The sequence below is a fragment of the Oceanicoccus sagamiensis genome, from assembly GCF_002117105.1.
Taxonomy (GTDB): domain Bacteria; phylum Pseudomonadota; class Gammaproteobacteria; order Pseudomonadales; family Dasaniaceae; genus Oceanicoccus; species Oceanicoccus sagamiensis.
The window spans coordinates 1,669,758-1,687,931 of sequence record NZ_CP019343.1 but is presented as its reverse complement, the minus strand read 5'-3'; the positions used below and the strand labels follow the sequence as shown (position 1 = coordinate 1,687,931).

Here is an 18,174-nt window from a genome sequence, read left to right as displayed (position 1 = left end):
TTCGTTTTGTTTACGATGATGTTGTTATTGTTTTGGCATTAATAACGCCATGTTCCACGTGGAACATACTGATTGCAGCCTGTTCAGACCAGCAATCATCTATATCTTTATGATCTACGCAGGTAACAAATACCTGGCATTTTAATTCTTCTAATAAGGCACACAGGGCTAGCCGGTGTTTTTTATCTAATTCCGCCGGCAAGTCGTCAACCAGATAGACGCAGGAACGCCCTGTTAACTGGGATAACAAATACCCTTGAGCCACTCTTAATGCACAAACCACCAGCTTTTGTTGGCCTCTGGATAAGATATCCGCTGCACTGGCTGACTGATAGCGTAACTTTAAGTCGGCTCGGTGCGGCCCAGAGGAGGTATGACCCTGCTCCTTTTCTCTTATTGCATTAGCCGCCAACACCTCAGCAAGGTCTGTATCTTTATCCCAACCTCGGTAATAACCGAGTGACAAACCCTCCAGACCCAGTAATCGAGCCAAAGTCTGCTCAAATACAGGCACAAGCTGCTGGAAATAGTGGGCTCTAAAGCCATCCAACTGCCTTGCAAGGCCAACAAACTCGTCGGTCCAGACCGCTAATTGCTGGTCGTCGATTCTACCATGACGCAGTAAACTATTCCGTTGTTTTAAACAACGCTGCGTATTCTTCCAGACCGGGTGGAACTGATGTTCCACGTGGAACACTCCCCAATCTAAAAACTGCCGCCTTACTGAAGGCGAACCCTCCAACAACTTAAAAGTGTCGGAGCTAATCACTTGTACCGGTAAGTTCTCTGCCAGAGCAGCGGCTGATTTAACCGACTGTCCTGCAATTTTAATAATGCCCGGTGTAGCAGGGGACTTAAACCGCTCAACACCTACCGGCTGGTAGCCTGCACCTGGGATATCTATCTCGGCAAAGGCTACACAGCTTTCCATTTCGCTGTTTATTAATGGCTTTAGCTTATGGCTACGGAACGAACGAGCAGAGGAGAGTAGGTGGATTGACTCTAATACGCTGGTTTTTCCTGCTCCGTTTTCACCATATAGCACATTAATAGAGGACAGCGGGTTAAGACTGGCGCTACGCAGGTTACGTATACCAGTAACTTCCAGTCTTTTGATTAACACGCTATTAAGCTATTCAATTCGACTCATTAAAGACGCATTGGCATAACAACATACATGGAATCCCCTTCTTCGGACTCCTCAAGAAGCGCACTGCTATTAGCATCTGATAATGACAACTTCACGGTATCACCGCTTAGCACACCCATTACATCCAGTAAGTAACTGACATTAAAGCCAATTTCCAGAGACTCGCCCTGGTAGTCAACATTAACAATCTCTTCCGCTTCTTCCTGCTCCGGGTTGTTGGCCACAATCTGCAGGCTGGCATCCGATAACATCAGACGTACGCCACGGTACTTCTCATTGGAAAGGATAGAAGTACGAGAGAAGGCCTGACGTAATTCATTACGCGAGCCGAACACCGTCTTAGTACTGCTCTTGGGCAAGACACGGTCATAATCTGGGAATTTACCGTCTACCAACTTGGAGGTGAAGGTAAAATCAGTGGTAGTCGCACGGATATGGTTAGAACCAATCACAACGCGAACATCGTCATTTTCATTCATTAATAGACGCGCTAACTCAACTACACCCTTGCGAGGTAGTATAACCTGTTGATTTTCTTGGGTTTCTATAGGAGCAGCGAGAGTACATAGGGCTAAACGGTGGCCATCAGTAGCCACAACGCGTAGCTGGCCGGCAGAAACCTCCCACAACATACCATTCAGATAATAGCGAACATCCTGCTGAGCCATCGCAAAGCTGGTGCGGTCGATGAGACGCTTTAAATCACCCTGTTTGACGGTAAAGTCCTGGCTACCTGGACTTTCTTCTACATTAGGGAAGTCATTGGCAGCTAAAGTGGATAGGGTAAAACGGCTGCGACCGGATTTCACAATCACGCGCTGCTCATCCTGGGTAAACTCAATATCACTACCATCAGGCAGGGACTTACAGATATCAGCCAGTTTTCTGGCTGGAACAGTAATCTCACCACCCGATTCCGGCGCCTGCTCTAAAGTCACACGACCAACCAATTCAACCTCAAGATCCGTACCCGTAATCGACAACTGGTTACCTTCCAATTCCAACATCACATTAGACAGAATTGGCAAGGTCTGGCGGCGTTCCACAACACCGGCAACCAGGTTAAGTGGTTTTAACAGGGCTTCACGGGAAATCACAAATTTCATGTTGATCTCTATCCTTATCGGTTAGTTTAGGTAGTGAGTGAGCGTAATAGGTTTTTACAATCTTCACGGATATCAGCATCCGTCTCTTCTAATTCTTTTATTTTGCGGCAAGCATGCAACACAGTGGTATGGTCGCGGCCGCCAAAGCTATCGCCGATTTCCGGCAGGCTGTGGTTGGTTAATTCCTTGGCTAATGCCATCGCCACCTGACGTGGGCGGGCCACTGAACGACTGCGGCGCTTGGACATCATATCGGATACTTTGATCTTATAATACTCGGCAACCGTGCGTTGAATATTGTCCATACTGACTTGCTTGTCCTGTAAGGCTAGCAGGTCTTTTAACGACTCTCTAATCAGGTCAATATCGATTGAACGGCCAGTGAAGTGAGCACTCGCTATCACCCGCTTTAATGCCCCCTCAAGCTCACGCACATTGGAACGAATTCTTTGGGCAATAAAAAAGGCAGCATCGGCGGGTAGGGCGATATTCGCCTGTTCCGCTTTCTTCATTAATATAGCAACACGGGTTTCCAGCTCTGGAGGCTCAACAGCTACTGTTAAACCCCAGCCAAAGCGGGACTTAAGGCGCTCTTCCAGGCCACTGATTTCTTTAGGATAGCGGTCACAGGTCAAAATCATCTGCTGGCCACCTTCAAGCAAGGCATTAAAGGTATGGAAGAACTCTTCCTGAGAACGCTCTTTACCGGCAAAAAATTGAATATCATCAATCAATAGCGCATCCACCGAGCGGTAGTAACGCTTAAATTCATTAATCGCATTTAACTGCAGTGCTTTTACCATATCTGCAACAAAGCGCTCCGAATGCAGATAAACCACTTTGGCATCCGGCTTTTTCTGCATAATCGAATTACCCACCGCATGCATCAGGTGAGTTTTACCTAAACCAACGCCACCATAGAGAAATAGCGGGTTATAAGCGCCACCGGCATTTTCGGCGACTTGCATAGACGCCGCTCGGGCCAATTGGTTGGATTTACCCTCAACAAAGGTATCAAAGGTGTAATTTTCAATCAGAAAGCTCTGATGCTGAATACCACCTTCAACCTCAACCTTGCGGGAGGACTGCGAAGACGGGGAGCTAATAAAGCCGGGGGCCCTATTATCATTGGAATAAATACTTTCACCCCTGGCATCGACGATAGCGCTTTTATTACCGTTTGGCTTGGCCATAGAATTTAAATCAGCTGGGGGCGCAGCGGGATTAACAATCGGATTAATCGGGCGCTGGGCTGTGGAAGCCATAGCTTGATCACGGCGGGCTACTGGCTGCTGGTCGCCAATCTCTAAACTGACATCAACCCCCTGATCACCAGACAATTCAGAGGTAATTTCCAGAATACGGCTTAAATACTTGTTTTTAACCCAGTCTTTAACAAAGCGATTAGGAGCAAACAGGCGAATTTGCTGACCATGGACCTCTGCCTGCAAAGGGCGGATCCAGGTATTAAATTGCTGGGAAGGTAGTTCATCCTGCAACAGATGATTGCATTGTTGCCACATAGAATCAGACAAAGGCGTGCTCCGGCATAGTATTGGCCAAAAGCGTCGCAATCAGCAGGGCTGTTAAACCACAAACGGTGGTTAAAAATGAGTTTTTCACGGTTTTATCCAAAAACACTAGCATCGAACCTTATTTTTCTAGCTGTTGTTCGTTTTGCTCACACCATTAATCCGGTTTGGCATTACTCTGGCCGCCTCAAAAATGGGATAACTTTGCCAGAGAGCTGTGCATTGTACTCTTGGAATTTTGACTTATCCACAAAAAAACGGGGAATAATGAAAAAAAATGCACCGCCTAATAGATATTAATTATCAATGACTTATAGGCTATTATCGATCAGTTATTAAGATATTACATAGTAAACACTACTTTGTGGATAAGTATGAATAAGAGCTGTGGATAAGTTATCAATATCATGTATATAGACTGTGCCTAAGCCGTTCCCGATAGAACGCTGTCTATTGCTTCCTTTATATACCTAAAATTACTGTAAAATCAGCCAATAAACGATTTGATATTGGGCAACAAATTCTCTAGAATGCGCGGTCCTTGATATCGGGGGCCTAATTACGTCTTTTTAGACACTATAGCCGCCAGATAAAAAACATTTTTTAGCTCAGTTTGGAATTAACGTCATGAAAAGAACATTTCAGCCCAGCGTACTTAAGCGCAAGCGCACCCACGGTTTCCGTGCTCGTATGGCCACTAAAAACGGTCGTGCATTAATTAACCGTCGTCGTGCTAAAGGTCGTAAGCGTCTTTCTGCTTAATAGAGAGTCTTCGCATTCATCATCCTAAAGGATAAATGAACAGTTATGATTAACTATTCATTTAACAAATCCCTAAGACTGTTGGATGCAACTGCTTATAAAGCCGTTTTTGATAACGCCCAGTTAAAAGTTTCCAAGCAACAGGTTTTATACCTGGCCTGCAAAAACGGCACGGCTACTCCACGATTAGGTTTAGTCATTGCAAAAAAGAATGTCCGTCACGCCACACAGCGTAACCGAATCAAACGCATTCTTAGAGAAAGCTTCAGATTACAACAGCACCAGTTAGGTGGTATTGATACTGTAGTATTAGCAAGACGCGGCTTAGACCAATTGGATAACACAGCATTACATGCGTTATTCAATAAGCTTTGGCAGCAGCTTTATGAAAAATCCTTAAAGGATAAAAACAAAGCTGACAATAAAGCAAAGCAACAGTCACAGAAAAACTCCTAACCCTATTCTTTCTATCTTGATAGGCGAAACATGCGCCGGATATTTATAGGCTGTATCAAAGGTTACCGATATGCGATTAGCCCGTTAATGGCTAACCATTGTCGCTTCCATCCCAGCTGTTCCTGCTACGCTATTCAAGCTATTGAAACCCATGGCGCTATCAAAGGGTGTTATCTAACCCTTAGACGATTACTACGTTGCCATCCTTTTCATCCCGGCGGCTTTGATCCTGTGCCGGAAAAAACCACCGATAACAACGACGGGCATACTGCACACTAATTATGGACTTCCAACGCTATTTATTAATTGGCGCCATCGCCGCCTTATCTTTTATGTTGCTCACCGAGTGGGTTAATTTTAAAGATGAAAGAAAAGGTACTGATGTTGTTGCCGCTTACCAGCAACAGCAAAATACTGGTAATACGACTCCAGCAGCCACTGTCCCAGAATCTGCTTTTCCAACAGCTACCGCAAGCAGTAACAATGATGCCGATATTCCAAGTCTGGAGCCTGAAGAGCCTTCTAATGAAACCGCTTTTGTTGAAAATATCGACCGGGTAAAAGTTAGAACAGATGCGTTGGAAATTGATATTAATACCCAAGGCGGCGATATTGTTTTTGCCGCTTTACCCAAGCACTACGCGGAATTAGATAACCCTGATGTTCCGTTTACCTTATTAGAGCAATCTAATTTGCGTACCTATATTGCTCAAAGTGGTTTGATTGGTGTTAATGGTATCGATACATCAAAAGGTCGCGCGCAATATACCAGCCAGCAAAGAGAATATAGATTAGAAGATGGCCAGGACGAGTTATTAGTTGATCTGATTTACCAAGCCAGCAATGAAGTCACTATTACTAAACGTTTTCGTTTTACCCGCGGTGAATATTTAATTGATATTCAATACCTGATTGATAATAGAGGTAGCTTGCCCTGGACCGGTGGTATGTTTGGCCAATTGAAGCGTGACAATACCCCAGACCCTGCTCAGGATAGTTCAGGTATGGGCTTGGCGCCTTACTTGGGTGCTGCTATTCACCTGCCCGATGAGCCTTATTCCAAAGTAAGTTTTGAAGATATTGCTGAAAAGCAGTTCCCTAAACAAAACCTGGAAGGCGGCTGGGTTGCGATGATTCAGCACTATTTTACCAGTGCCTGGATCCCTGACCCTAGCCAGACGCATACTTATTCGATGTTAAAGGCTAAGGACGATGCCAATATTATTCGTTTTACCAGCCCACAGGTTACCGTTAATGCAGGCGAGACCGGAAAAATTATTTCGCAGCTCTATACCGGCCCTAAAGACCAATACCGTTTGGAAGAAATTTCTTCCGGTTTAGAGCTTACCGTTGATTACGGAATTTTATGGTGGATTGCTCAACCCTTATTCTGGTTGCTCACCAAGTTACATGGTTATCTGGGTAACTGGGGTTTTGCGATTATTGCGGTAACGGTTTTAGTGAAAGCGGCTTTCTTCCAGCTAAACGCAAAAGCCTATACCTCAATGGCCAATATGCGCAAGGTACAGCCAAAGCTAACCGCTATCCGTGAGCGCTATGCTGATGACCGTCAGAAGCAATCAGCAGAGATGATGAACCTGTACAAGAAGGAAAAGATTAATCCTTTAGGTGGTTGTTTGCCCATCCTGGTACAGATGCCGGTATTTATTTCCCTATACTGGGTATTAATGGAAAGTGTGGAATTACGTCACGCTCCCTTTATTGGTTATATTGATGATCTATCGGTAATGGACCCGTACTTTATCCTGCCGTTGATTATGGGTGTTTCTATGTTTATTCAGCAGAAACTAAACCCACCACCACCAGATCCAATGCAGGCTAAAGTGATGCAGTGGATGCCGGTGATGTTTACTTTCTTCTTCCTGTTCTTCCCGGCGGGTTTGGTGTTGTACTGGGTAGTCAACAATACACTGTCGATTATTCAGCAGTATATTATTACCAAGCGAATCGAAAACGAATAATCCCTATTCGTCATTGTAGGGTGGATTATAATCCACCAAGTGTGACCTCTGGCAGTAAAAACCGGTGGATTACAATCCACCCTACAGACTATGGAAAATAACAGCCTACATACCGACACCATCGCAGCCATTGCCACCGCACCTGGCCGTGGTGGTGTGGGCATTATTCGTGTCTCTGGTCCAAATACCCAATCTATTGCCCGGAAAATTACAGGCGTAGCGTTAAAACCTCGCTATGCCAATTACGGTCCCTTCTACGAAACTGCTGAAGACTTATCTCAATCAAAATTAGATAATGGTATTACACTCTTTTTCCCTGGCCCCAATTCTTTTACCGGCGAAGATGTTTTAGAACTGCAAGCCCACGGCGGCCCTGTTTTACTCGATATTTTATTAAAAGAAGTGATTAAACTCGGTGCCAGAATGGCAAGGCCTGGCGAATTTTCCGAGCGCGCTTTTTTAAATAATAAAATCGATTTAACTCAGGCAGAAGCCATTGCAGACTTAATTAATAGTGCTTCTGAGCAAGCGGCAAGAAATGCTTATCGTTCTTTGCAGGGTGAATTTTCTGAAAAAATTTCCAGCTTAGTTGAAGCTGTTATTCATTTAAGAATGTATGTTGAAGCGGCCATTGATTTTCCGGAAGAAGAAATTGATTTTCTCGCCGATGGAAAAGTCGCTGCCGATTTAAACGCCATTGTTGAAAAATTAGCGTTAGTGTTTAAACAAGCCAAACAAGGTGCATTACTTCAGGAAGGTATGACCGTGGTGATTGCTGGCAAACCTAATGCCGGTAAGTCCAGTCTATTAAATGCTTTATCCGGCCGTGAAAGCGCGATAGTGACTGAGATAGAAGGTACTACAAGAGATGTACTGCGTGAACATATCCAGATTGATGGTATGCCGCTACATATTATTGATACGGCAGGTCTTAGGGAAAGCCCGGATATTGTGGAGCAGGAAGGTATTCGCCGGGCCTGGGCTGAAATTGAAAAGGCTGACCGCGTGTTATTAGTGGTCGATAGCACTCAAAGCCAGGAAACCGATCCCACCAAACTGACCCATGATCTTGGCTCAGATTTAGCGGAAAAACTCTCTCACCAGCAAAATATCACCGTTATCCATAATAAATGTGATTTATCCGGTCAATCCGCCAGTATCACTAGCGGTGAGCCGACGCTTATCAAGTTATCAGCCAAAGCTAATCAAGGTATTGAGCTATTAACTGAACATTTAAAGAGCTCAATGGGCTTTAGTGGCGCAGGCGAGGGGGGTTTTACTGCCAGAAGACGCCATTTGGATGCCCTTGAACAAGCATCCCAATCTCTACAGGCGGGTAAGTTGCAGTTAGATTCCCACGGTGCCGGTGAATTACTGGCTGAAGATCTGCGCCAGTGCCAATCTTTCCTTAGCGAGATTACCGGTGAGTTTACGCCGGATGATTTATTAGGCGAGATCTTTTCCAGCTTCTGTATTGGTAAATAACAGCTAATACCGACTTATATAGCTGTTTTACCGTAGTTATCCACGAAGTTACCCACATATCCACTGCTGAACTTGAATCGATTACTGATCAAATATACCTGTGGGTAAACCAGGTTGATTGGCTGTGAATAAGCCTTGGGTTTGATCTGCATGAAAATAGGCGCTTTTCAGGGTTTGGTTACCCCTGTGTATAAGCCGCCCTTTTATACACCGCTAATCCATACCCTAAATACAGCTAATGTAATGGATTAAGGCCTGTTTATCATTGCTATAAACCATTGATTTTATTGTATTTAATTAGGTTACTAACAGAAAATGGCTTGCCTAATAATAGTAGTAATATTAGAAAACAATCTATCTATATACCTATATATAAATAATATATTTAATTAATAAAAACCTTATTCAAAGATTTCAAATTAACTTGTAGGGTGGATTGCAATCCACCTTCGCTCTATCAGGGTGGGTTGGTGGATTATAATCCACCCTACATTCGGTGGAATTTTAACTGATTATTTTTTCGCCATTCACTTTCACCGCCTGCTCGCCTACTCTATAATCCACGCCCTTTTTTGATTCAGCCAATGCCTGAGGTTTTAGCAGTGGACTACACAGAACAATTTGATGTTATCGTTATCGGTGGAGGCCATGCCGGTACTGAAGCCTGTTTGGCTGCTGCTCGTATGGGCTGTAAGACACTGCTGCTTAGCCATAACATCGAAACTCTGGGCCAGATGTCCTGTAACCCGGCGATTGGTGGTATAGGTAAAAGCCATTTGGTGAAGGAAATTGATGCTTTGGGTGGTGCCATGGCCACGGCTACCGATTTTGGTGGTATTCAATTTCGTACGCTTAACGCCCGTAAGGGCCCAGCTGTTAGAGCTACCCGTGCTCAGGCTGATCGTGTGCTTTACAAAGCTGCTGTGCGTGAAATTTTAGAGAACCAGGCTAACTTGAGTATTTTCCAGCAGTCTGTTGATGACCTGATTGTTGAGAACGGCAAAGTTACCGGTGCAGTTACCCAGATGGGGGTAAAGTTTTACGCACCGACCGTTGTGTTATGTACCGGCACCTTTTTGGGTGGGAAAATTCATATAGGTTTAGATAATCATAGCGGTGGCCGTGCAGGTGATCCGCCCTCGATTGCTTTGGCTGACCGCTTACGGGAAATGCCTTTTAATGTTGACCGTTTAAAAACCGGTACACCACCACGTATTGATGCGCGCTCGGTTAATTTTTCTGATTTGGAAGAACAGTGGGGTGATGACGTTGCACCGGTGATGTCATTTATTGGCTCACAGGAGCAGCACCCTGAGCAAACCTGTTGTTGGATTACTTATACCAATTCAAACACCCACGATATTATTCGCAATAATTTAGATCGCTCACCAATGTACTCCGGTGTGATTGAAGGTGTAGGCCCACGTTACTGCCCATCGATTGAAGATAAGATTCATCGTTTTGCCGATAAAGATTCACACCAAATTTTTATTGAGCCAGAAGGTTTAAAAACTCACGAGCTATACCCCAATGGTATTTCAACCAGTTTACCCTTTGATGTGCAGTTGGAATTAGTGCGTTCGATTAATGGTTTTGAAAACGCCCATATTTCTCGGCCAGGTTATGCGATTGAGTATGATTATTTTGATCCCCGTGATTTACACTATTCACTGGAAACAAAATTTGTAGAAGGCTTATTTTTTGCAGGACAGATTAATGGTACCACCGGTTATGAAGAAGCCGCTGCACAAGGTTTATTGGCGGGTTTAAATGCTGGCTTAAAAGTACAGGGCAAAGAAGCTTGGTGTCCACGTCGTGATGAAGCTTATATCGGCGTTATGGTTGATGATCTAATCACTATGGGTACGATGGAACCTTATCGTATGTTTACCTCTCGAGCCGAATACCGTTTATTGCTGCGTGAAGATAATGCTGATTTACGCTTAACCGAAAAAGGCCGTGAACTTGGTTTGGTTTGCGATAAACGCTGGCAGAAATTTATTGAAAAGCGTGAAGGTATTGAAATAGAAACCCAGCGTCTTTCATCAACGTGGGTGCAACCAAAAACACCGGAGGGTGATCAAGTTGATGCATTAGTAGATCAACCCATTTCCCGTGAATACAGTTTAATGGATTTAATTAAACGCCCTAATATTAATTACAGCGATGTCGCTGGCATTAAAGGTGAAGCAAGTAATAATCCTCAAGTTGCTGAGCAGGTTGAAATACAAATTAAATACTCTGGCTATATTGATCGACAGTCGGAAGAAATTGATCGCCTACGTCGTTATGAAAATACCATATTGCCCGTAGATTTTGACTACCATGGTGTTGAAGGCCTTTCTAACGAAGTAAAACAGAAGCTTTCTGATGCCAGGCCGGATACTTTAGCCCGTGCTTCTCGCGTGCCCGGTGTTACTCCGGCTGCGGTTTCTTTATTGCTGATTTATTTAAAGAAACATGGTGCCTTAGAACGCGCTGCCACTTCCGCTTAATTCGAGAAGATAAACCTTGGATAGTCAATTTAAACAGCTTTTGGAAGATGGTATTGATGACTTATCAATGTCATTTAATCCGCAAACCATAGAAACACTGTTAGCCTATCACCAGCTGTTAATAAAATGGAATAAAGCCTATAACCTAACGGCGGTTCGTGATCCTCAGGAAATGATTCACCGTCATTTGCTGGATAGTTTAACGATTGCTCCTTATCTGGACGGCGAGCGTTTTATTGATGTGGGTGCCGGTGCTGGTTTGCCAGGTATTATTATGGCGATTATTTTTCCTGAACGTAGTTTTGATTTACTCGATAGTAACGGAAAAAAAACGCGCTTTTTATTTCAGGTTAAAACAGAACTACAACTCAACAATGTCAATATCCATCACTGCCGCGTAGAAGAGCATAGCGGCCAACTTTATGATGGTGTTTTATCTCGAGCTTTTGCCACCTTGGCCGATATGGTAGAAGGCAGCCAACAATTATTAGATGGGGAAGGGCGTTTCTATGCAATGAAGGGCGTTTATCCAGAAGATGAACTGAAAGCCTTGAGTCAGCTAGAGAAAAACTATAAGGTCGAAGCCTGTCACGCGTTGTCTGTACCCAATGATGAAGGTCAGCGACACTTAATCGTCTTACAAAAGAGCTAACAATGGGAAGAGTTATAGCGGTTACCAACCAGAAAGGTGGTGTGGGTAAAACCACCACCTGCGTCAATCTGGCTGCCTCCCTTGTTGCCACTAAAAAGAAAGTGCTGCTTATCGACCTTGATCCCCAAGGCAATGCGACGATGGGCAGTGGTATCGATAAAAATGCCGTAGAGCGCAGCCTTTACGATGTATTAGTTCATGATGTGCCCATTGCTGAAGTCAGTGTCCATGCTGAAAACTGCGGCTACGATATGATTCCTTCCAATGCGGATGTCACTGCGGCTGAAGTAGAGTTATTGGCGATTGAAGGCAAAGAGTTTCGTTTACGTGATGCCTTGGCGATTGAGCGGGCAGAATACGATTATATTATGATCGATTGTCCACCCTCACTAAATATGCTGACGGTAAATGCCTTAACCGCCTCTCAGGGCGTGATTATCCCAATGCAGTGTGAGTATTATGCTTTGGAAGGTTTATCGGCACTGTTAGAAACCATTTCTCAAATTCAGGAAGTGCTTAATCCTAAGTTGGAGATCGATGGTTTGCTGCGCACCATGTATGACCCGCGCAATAGCCTGACCAATGATGTATCAAAACAGCTGACCGAATACTTTGGTGATAAAGTCTACCGCACAGTTATTCCCCGCAATGTTCGCCTGGCTGAAGCACCAAGCCATGGTATGCCTGTGATGGCTTATGACAAGCAATCCAAAGGCGCCTTGTCTTATCTGGCTCTTGCCGGTGAAATGCTTCGCCGTAGCGATCAGTAGGGTGGAATATATTCCACCTTTTTAGGTGTGGCGGTTTGGTGGATTATAATCCACCCTACGGTTACCCATTCTTGCTGTTTGGCGGTAAGATAGGCGCCAACAAAAAACAAAGATCAGACGATTGGGAATTTCATGGCGGCTAAAAAACGCGGTTTAGGGCGAGGGCTTGATGCTCTCCTTGGTGGTGCTGGTAACAGCAAACCCACAGAGGTTGCAGAACCCGGTCAACCAGTAGCAGAGCCCACCTCACCCTCTGCAACACCGACTGACGGCGACTTACGCAACCTGCCTGTTGATCTAATCCAGCGTGGTAAATACCAGCCTCGCCGCGATATGCAGCCTGAAGCCTTGGAAGAATTGGCGGAGAGCATCAAAGCTCAGGGGGTTATGCAGCCTATCGTTGTTCGCCCTATCAGTGCTGATAAATACGAGATTATTGCCGGAGAGCGCCGCTGGCGCGCTACCCAGCTAGCCGGGTTAGACAGTATTCCTGCAGTGGTTCGGCAAGTGCCTGATGAAGCTGCCATTGCGATGGCGCTGATTGAGAATATCCAACGCGAAGACCTGAATGCTATGGAAGAAGCCATGGCACTATCGCGTTTACAGCAAGAGTTTGACCTGACTCATCAGGAGGTTGCTGATGCAGTCGGTAAATCTCGCGCCACTGTCAGTAACTTGCTGCGCCTGATGACCTTGCGTGACGATGTTCAGCGCATGTTAGAGCATGGTGATTTAGAAATGGGCCATGCCAAAGCCTTACTGGGCCTTCCTTTGGAGCACCAGTCAGCAGCGGCTAATACTGTGGTCAGTAAAGGTTTGTCCGTTCGCCAAACGGAGTCTTTGGTGCGCTCAAGGCTGGCGGAGTTGGAATCTCCCAAGGCTAAAAAGAAGCAGGCCATCGACCCTGATATCCAGAAATTACAGGATCAGCTCTCTGAAAAGGTCGGTGTACCCGTCACCATTGATCATAGTGCTAAAGGCAAGGGTAGGCTGGTGTTAAATTACAACAGCCTGAATGAGCTGGATGGCATCCTTAACCACATCAAGTAGGGTGGATTGCAATCCACCTTTTTCACCATGGCGGTTTGGTGGATTATAATCCACCCTACATGATGTAGTGGTGTTTTCTAGCTTGATCACTAGATAGTGTACCTAACGGCAAACGTCGCCGATATTCAGTAAACCTGCGGTGAACCTCGCAAAAATCCCCCCATTTTTTACTCCCTAAACTCAATATTTGGTTGAATAGAGCCCCCTTTATCCCTATAATGCGCCCGCCTTAATCGACGATTGATTAAGCGACCACTCCATTTTCAGGTTTTTGACCTGAATTCAGGTAGCCAAGAGTCAAGATACGCAGCTAGAGGCGTTGAGCAGGAATTAGCGTGGAAATGCAGTCAAACAAAGATGCAGCCACTGGTGCTCAACTGGGAAAACCCCCTCTTATGCGGCTTTTTGTATTGCAACTACTGGTGTTGTTGGTGATATCCACAAGCTTGTTACTGTTGGATACCACAGCGGCCTTATCGGCCCTTGTGGGTGGCTTAATTTCGATAGGTCCTAATGCTTATTTTGCCCGTTGGGCATTTCGCTTCTCAGGAGCGCGAGCAGCAGGGGATGTAGCCCGGTCATTTTACCGTGGTGAGGCAGGAAAGTTTTTATCAACAGCCGTTTTGTTTGCCGGTGCCTTTGCACTGATCAAGCCGATTAACCCAGCTGTTCTCTTCCTGACTTATATGTTTATGATGGCGTTGAATTGGATTTTGGCGCTGCGAGTCATCAAGCGATGAATCGCCCAAGAATTTTGGAATTGCTTTTAATTTTATCTAACAGGTATTAAACAGCATGGCTGGTGATACGTTAACCACTGAAAGCTATATCAAGCACCACCTGACCAATATGACCTATGGCAAACTGCCAGCAGGGTATGTTCGCGAAGGTTACGACGGTACTACAGAAACCTTAACTCAAGATACATGGACTCTGGCCCATAACGATGTCGAAATGAAAGACATGGGTTTTATGGCTGTGCACGTTGATTCTATGTTCTGGTCAATTACCCTGGGTTTAATCTTTGCCTTTATCTTCCGCAAAGTGGCTGTGGGCATGCACTCAGGTGTTCCCAAAGGTCTGCAGAACTTTATTGAAATGATTATCGATTTTATCGATACCAATGTTAAAGATACCTTCCACTACAAAAATCCTTTAGTTGCTCCACTAGCGCTTACTATTTTCATCTGGATCTTCTTTATGAACCTGATGGATTTGATCCCGGTTGACTGGATTCCAGAGCTAATGATGTGGGCTACAGGCGATCCGCACTTCTTCTTCAAAGTGGTTCCAACTACTGATCCCAATATCACTTTGGGTATGGCATTTACCGTATTCTTCCTGATGATCTACTTCAGCATCAAAGAAAAAGGCTTTATGGGTTTTGTTAAAGAATTAACCCTGCACCCTTTCCATGCGGGTAAGTGGTATGTCGATATCTTCTTAATTCCAGTTAACTTTATCCTGGAAAGTGTTTCTCTAATCGCCAAGCCTATTTCTCTCGGTCTTCGTTTATTCGGAAACCTCTACGCTGGTGAAATGATCTTTATCCTGATTGCTGCGATGTTCGGTGCCGGTTTATTCCTCGGCGTATTAGCGGGCTTCTTGCAACTGGGTTGGGCGATCTTCCATATTTTGGTTATCGCGTTACAAGCTTTTGTTTTCATGGTGCTGACTATCGTTTATATGGCGATGGCACACGATGTTGACGAAGAACATTAAACTTTAATTTACTTTTAACTTAACGAACGTTTCGTTCACTACTGGAGATAGAAAAATGGGTCTTGCATTAATCGCCGTTTCTCTTTTGATTGGTTTGGGTGCCGCTGGTACTGCTATTGGTTTTGGTCTTTTAGGCGGCAAATTGCTTGAAGGTTCTGCACGTCAGCCTGAGATGGCTCCTATGCTTCAGGGCAAGATGTTCCTGATCGCAGGTCTATTGGATGCGGTTCCAATGATCGGTGTTGGTATCGGCATGTACGTATTGTTCGTAGTTGTACCGACTTTAGCCGCGTAAGTTAAAAAGTTAACAACAACTTTTTTTATAAACTTATTTAAGCTGAGGTGTCGGCGTGAACATTAATCTGACTTTGATTGGCCAGTCCATCACATTCCTTGCGTTTGTGTGGTTCTGTAAAGCCTTCGTCTGGACTGCGATTCGCAATGCCATGGACGAGCGTGAAACACAGATTGCTGATGGTCTTGAAGCTGCTGACCGTGCTGGTAAAGATTTAGAACTAGCACAGGAAAAAGCGACACAGCAACTGCGTGAAGCCAAGCAGGAAGCTTCCGCCATCATCGATGCCGCTAACAAGCGTGCAAACCAAATCGTTGATGAAGCGAAAACAGCTGCTCACGAAGAAGGCGATCGTATTAAAGCTGCTGCACAAGCTGAAATCGATCAGGAAGTTAACCGTGCTAAAGAAGCCTTGCGTTCGCAAGTGGCTGGCTTAGCGTTGGCTGGTGCCGAGCAGGTACTGGAAGCTTCTATCGATGAAAACGCTCACAAGGCGTTGGTAGATAAATTAGCAGCAGGTCTGTAAGGGAGTTTTAGCATGGCTGAATTAAGCACCCTGGCAAGACCTTATGCGCGAGCAGCATTTGAATTTGCAGCAAACGCTGATGACTTGGCCACCTGGTCCAAGCAATTAGCTACCGCTGCGGTTGTTGCCAACGCAGACAACATGGTGAAGGTATTAACCTCACCATCTTTAACCTCTGCTCAACAAGCAACACATTTCCTGGAAGTGTGTGGTGATGAGCTAACCGCGAACGCACAAAACTTTATTAAAGTGTTAGCTGACAATAAGCGCCTGCCGCTATTGCCAACTATCTCTGCACTTTTTGAAGAGTTTAAAGCGAATCGTGAAAAGAGTGTTGAAGTAGAAGTAGCAACCGCCTTTGAGCTGGATGCTGCTATTCAGGAAAAATTGGCTACGGCCTTAAGCGGTAAGTTAGAGCGTGATGTAAACGTGCAAACCGTTATTGATAAAAACCTGCTCGGTGGCGTAGTAGTACGCGCTGCGGATGTAGTAATTGACGGTAGTGTGCGCGGACGTTTGAATAAACTTGCCGAAGCAATGAATTCCTAGTGAAGAAGAAGGGGTTGGTTAAAGAACCTGGCCCCATAATGAGGAAAAGACAATGCAACAGCTGAATCCATCTGAGATTAGCGAAATTATCAAAAGCCGCATCGATCAACTTGATGTGTCTAGCGAAGCCCAAAATGAGGGCACCGTGGTATCTGTTACCGACGGTATTATTCGTATCCACGGTCTGACCAACGTAATGTACGGTGAGATGATTGAATTTGAAGGCGGTATCTACGGTATGGCGTTGAACCTTGAACGCGATTCTGTTGGTGCGGTTGTTCTAGGTGATTACCAAAGCTTGGCCGAAGGCCAAACTTGTAAGTGTACTGGTCGCGTACTTGAAGTACCGGTTGGTCCTGAACTGCAAGGTCGCGTTGTTGACGCGTTGGGTAACCCAATCGACGGTAAAGGTCCTGTTAATGCGAAAGCGACTGACTTTATCGAAAAAGTTGCTCCCGGTGTTATCGAGCGTCAGTCGGTTGATCAGCCAGTACAGATTGGTTTGAAATCCGTTGACTCGATGGTACCCATCGGTCGTGGCCAACGTGAGCTGATCATCGGTGACCGTCAGATCGGTAAAACAGCGATTGCTGTTGATGCCATCATCAACCAGAAAGACTCAGGCATTAAGTGTGTTTATGTAGCGGTTGGCCAGAAAGCTTCTTCGATTGCGGCGGTTGTTCGTAAATTGGAAGAGCACGGCGCGATGGATCACACCATCATCGTTGCAGCAACAGCGTCTGACCCAGCAGCGATGCAGTTTTTGGCGCCTTTTGCCGGCTGTACCATGGGCGAATACTTCCGTGACCGCGGTGAAGATGCACTGATCATTTATGATGACTTAACCAAGCAAGCTTGGGCTTATCGTCAGATCTCTCTTCTATTACGTCGTCCTCCAGGTCGTGAAGCTTACCCTGGTGACGTTTTCTACTTGCACTCGCGTCTGCTAGAACGTGCTGCTCGTGTAAACGCTGACTACGTTGAGAAATTTACCAACGGTGAAGTAAAAGGCAAGACCGGTTCATTGACCGCTCTACCTGTTATCGAAACCCAAGCGGGTGACGTATCGGCTTTCGTACCGACTAACGTAATCTCGATTACCGATGGTCAGATCTTCCTTGAAGCCGACATGTTTAACGCCGGTAACCGTCCAGCGATGGATGCAGGTATTTCTGTATCGCGTGTTGGTGGTGCTGCACAGACCAAGATCATGAAGAAGCTGTCCGGTGGTATTCGTACCTCTTTGGCACAGTATCGTGAATTGGCGGCATTCTCCCAGTTTGCTTCTGACCTTGATGATGCAACACGTGCTCAGCTAGATAACGGTGAGCGTGTTACAGAATTAATGAAGCAAAAACAGTACGCACCATTAAACGTTGCGGAAATGGGCTTGATTGTTTACTGCGCGAACGAAGGCCACTTGGACGACGTTGCCGTTGAAAAAATCGGTGATTTCGAAGCAGCTTTATTATCATTCGCTAATTCAGAATACGCAGACACTATGAAAGCGATTGCCGCTTCCGGTGACTGGAATGATGACTACAAAGCGAAGTTCGTTGAGTTGGTAGAGAAGTTTAAGTCGACTCAAACTTACTAATACTTTTTATGGGACTGTTCGCAGTCCCGTTTGTAGGTAAATAGA

Annotated in this window: 18 protein-coding genes; 15 read left to right on the top strand and 3 right to left on the bottom strand. The window is 45.2% G+C overall.

What is annotated here, in order from left to right:
- Positions 1-10 precede the first annotated feature (10 nt).
- The 3 genes from recF to dnaA are packed head-to-tail and all read right to left on the bottom strand — an operon-like array spanning position 11 to position 3,779.
- The gene (gene recF / locus BST96_RS07625) at positions 11-1,123 is read right to left on the bottom strand and encodes a DNA replication/repair protein RecF (RefSeq protein WP_085758129.1); all 1,113 of its coding nucleotides are present in this window, start codon (positions 1,121-1,123) and stop codon (positions 11-13) included.
- A 26-nt stretch (positions 1,124-1,149) separates the two neighbouring features.
- Complete coding sequence (gene dnaN, locus BST96_RS07620; protein ID WP_085758128.1) at positions 1,150-2,256, bottom strand: DNA polymerase III subunit beta; 1,107 nt, start codon at positions 2,254-2,256, stop codon at positions 1,150-1,152.
- 26 nt (positions 2,257-2,282) lie between these two features.
- Entirely contained in the window at positions 2,283-3,779 is a 1,497-nt protein-coding gene (gene dnaA, locus BST96_RS07615; RefSeq protein WP_420814630.1) for a chromosomal replication initiator protein DnaA, read from the bottom strand.
- 636 nt (positions 3,780-4,415) lie between these two features.
- Between dnaA and rpmH the strand changes: the two genes are divergently transcribed.
- From rpmH to atpA, 15 genes are all read left to right on the top strand, one after another.
- A complete protein-coding gene (gene rpmH / locus BST96_RS07610) occupies positions 4,416-4,550 on the top strand; it encodes a 50S ribosomal protein L34 (RefSeq protein ID WP_085758126.1) in 135 nt (44 codons plus the stop codon).
- Positions 4,551-4,595: 45 nt separating this feature from the next.
- A complete protein-coding gene (rnpA, locus tag BST96_RS07605) occupies positions 4,596-5,006 on the top strand; it encodes a ribonuclease P protein component (RefSeq protein WP_085758125.1) in 411 nt (136 codons plus the stop codon).
- A 30-nt stretch (positions 5,007-5,036) separates the two neighbouring features.
- Positions 5,037-5,285, top strand: a complete 249-nt coding sequence (gene yidD / locus BST96_RS07600; RefSeq protein ID WP_085758124.1) for a membrane protein insertion efficiency factor YidD — start codon at positions 5,037-5,039, stop codon at positions 5,283-5,285.
- A gap of 2 nt (positions 5,286-5,287) precedes the next feature.
- Positions 5,288-6,988 carry a membrane protein insertase YidC gene (gene yidC / locus BST96_RS07595; RefSeq protein WP_085758123.1) on the top strand — a complete coding sequence of 567 codons (1,701 nt, stop codon included), beginning with the start codon at positions 5,288-5,290 and terminating at the stop codon, positions 6,986-6,988.
- Positions 6,989-7,078: 90 nt separating this feature from the next.
- The gene (gene mnmE / locus BST96_RS07590; protein ID WP_085758122.1) at positions 7,079-8,473 is read left to right on the top strand and encodes a tRNA uridine-5-carboxymethylaminomethyl(34) synthesis GTPase MnmE; all 1,395 of its coding nucleotides are present in this window, start codon (positions 7,079-7,081) and stop codon (positions 8,471-8,473) included.
- A gap of 584 nt (positions 8,474-9,057) precedes the next feature.
- Positions 9,058-10,968 (top strand): tRNA uridine-5-carboxymethylaminomethyl(34) synthesis enzyme MnmG, encoded by a 1,911-nt coding sequence (mnmG, locus tag BST96_RS07585; protein ID WP_420814629.1) that lies wholly within the window; start codon positions 9,058-9,060, stop codon positions 10,966-10,968.
- Between the two features lie 67 nt (positions 10,969-11,035).
- Complete coding sequence (rsmG, locus tag BST96_RS07580) at positions 11,036-11,620, top strand: 16S rRNA (guanine(527)-N(7))-methyltransferase RsmG (protein ID WP_240554936.1); 585 nt, start codon at positions 11,036-11,038, stop codon at positions 11,618-11,620.
- Positions 11,621-11,622: 2 nt separating this feature from the next.
- Positions 11,623-12,390 (top strand): ParA family protein, encoded by a 768-nt coding sequence (locus BST96_RS07575; protein ID WP_085758119.1) that lies wholly within the window; start codon positions 11,623-11,625, stop codon positions 12,388-12,390.
- 132 nt (positions 12,391-12,522) lie between these two features.
- Positions 12,523-13,440: a ParB/RepB/Spo0J family partition protein gene (locus BST96_RS07570; RefSeq protein ID WP_085758118.1), complete on the top strand. Its 918-nt coding sequence runs from the start codon at positions 12,523-12,525 to the stop codon at positions 13,438-13,440.
- 341 nt (positions 13,441-13,781) lie between these two features.
- Complete coding sequence (locus BST96_RS07565) at positions 13,782-14,180, top strand: ATP synthase subunit I (RefSeq protein ID WP_085760494.1); 399 nt, start codon at positions 13,782-13,784, stop codon at positions 14,178-14,180.
- Between the two features lie 55 nt (positions 14,181-14,235).
- Positions 14,236-15,162, top strand: coding sequence for a F0F1 ATP synthase subunit A (gene atpB, locus BST96_RS07560; protein WP_085758117.1), 927 nt, complete (start codon positions 14,236-14,238; stop codon positions 15,160-15,162).
- A gap of 55 nt (positions 15,163-15,217) precedes the next feature.
- Complete coding sequence (gene atpE / locus BST96_RS07555; protein ID WP_085758116.1) at positions 15,218-15,457, top strand: F0F1 ATP synthase subunit C; 240 nt, start codon at positions 15,218-15,220, stop codon at positions 15,455-15,457.
- Positions 15,458-15,512: 55 nt separating this feature from the next.
- Positions 15,513-15,983: a F0F1 ATP synthase subunit B gene (locus BST96_RS07550; RefSeq protein WP_085758115.1), complete on the top strand. Its 471-nt coding sequence runs from the start codon at positions 15,513-15,515 to the stop codon at positions 15,981-15,983.
- Between the two features lie 12 nt (positions 15,984-15,995).
- Positions 15,996-16,532: a F0F1 ATP synthase subunit delta gene (locus BST96_RS07545; protein ID WP_085758114.1), complete on the top strand. Its 537-nt coding sequence runs from the start codon at positions 15,996-15,998 to the stop codon at positions 16,530-16,532.
- A 52-nt stretch (positions 16,533-16,584) separates the two neighbouring features.
- Positions 16,585-18,129, top strand: coding sequence for a F0F1 ATP synthase subunit alpha (gene atpA / locus BST96_RS07540; RefSeq protein WP_085758113.1), 1,545 nt, complete (start codon positions 16,585-16,587; stop codon positions 18,127-18,129).
- Positions 18,130-18,174: the final 45 nt, after the last annotated feature.

Excerpts from the sequence above, each read along its gene's own strand:
- dnaA (WP_420814630.1), bottom strand. The coding sequence starts at position 3,779 with ATGTGGCAACAATGCAATCATCTGTTGCAGGATGAACTACCTTCCCAG.
- BST96_RS07545 (WP_085758114.1), top strand. The coding sequence starts at position 15,996 with ATGGCTGAATTAAGCACCCTGGCAAGACCTTATGCGCGAGCAGCATTT.
- BST96_RS07575 (WP_085758119.1), top strand. The coding sequence starts at position 11,623 with ATGGGAAGAGTTATAGCGGTTACCAACCAGAAAGGTGGTGTGGGTAAA.
- BST96_RS07565 (WP_085760494.1), top strand. The coding sequence starts at position 13,782 with ATGCAGTCAAACAAAGATGCAGCCACTGGTGCTCAACTGGGAAAACCC.
- yidD (WP_085758124.1), top strand. The coding sequence starts at position 5,037 with ATGCGCCGGATATTTATAGGCTGTATCAAAGGTTACCGATATGCGATT.
- BST96_RS07570 (WP_085758118.1), top strand. The coding sequence starts at position 12,523 with ATGGCGGCTAAAAAACGCGGTTTAGGGCGAGGGCTTGATGCTCTCCTT.
- atpA (WP_085758113.1), top strand. The coding sequence starts at position 16,585 with ATGCAACAGCTGAATCCATCTGAGATTAGCGAAATTATCAAAAGCCGC.
- dnaN (WP_085758128.1), bottom strand. The coding sequence starts at position 2,256 with ATGAAATTTGTGATTTCCCGTGAAGCCCTGTTAAAACCACTTAACCTG.
- rnpA (WP_085758125.1), top strand. The coding sequence starts at position 4,596 with ATGATTAACTATTCATTTAACAAATCCCTAAGACTGTTGGATGCAACT.
- atpB (WP_085758117.1), top strand. The coding sequence starts at position 14,236 with ATGGCTGGTGATACGTTAACCACTGAAAGCTATATCAAGCACCACCTG.
- mnmG (WP_420814629.1), top strand. The coding sequence starts at position 9,058 with ATGCCTGAGGTTTTAGCAGTGGACTACACAGAACAATTTGATGTTATC.
- yidC (WP_085758123.1), top strand. The coding sequence starts at position 5,288 with ATGGACTTCCAACGCTATTTATTAATTGGCGCCATCGCCGCCTTATCT.
- rsmG (WP_240554936.1), top strand. The coding sequence starts at position 11,036 with ATGTCATTTAATCCGCAAACCATAGAAACACTGTTAGCCTATCACCAG.
- rpmH (WP_085758126.1), top strand. The coding sequence starts at position 4,416 with ATGAAAAGAACATTTCAGCCCAGCGTACTTAAGCGCAAGCGCACCCAC.
- atpE (WP_085758116.1), top strand. The coding sequence starts at position 15,218 with ATGGGTCTTGCATTAATCGCCGTTTCTCTTTTGATTGGTTTGGGTGCC.
- mnmE (WP_085758122.1), top strand. The coding sequence starts at position 7,079 with ATGGAAAATAACAGCCTACATACCGACACCATCGCAGCCATTGCCACC.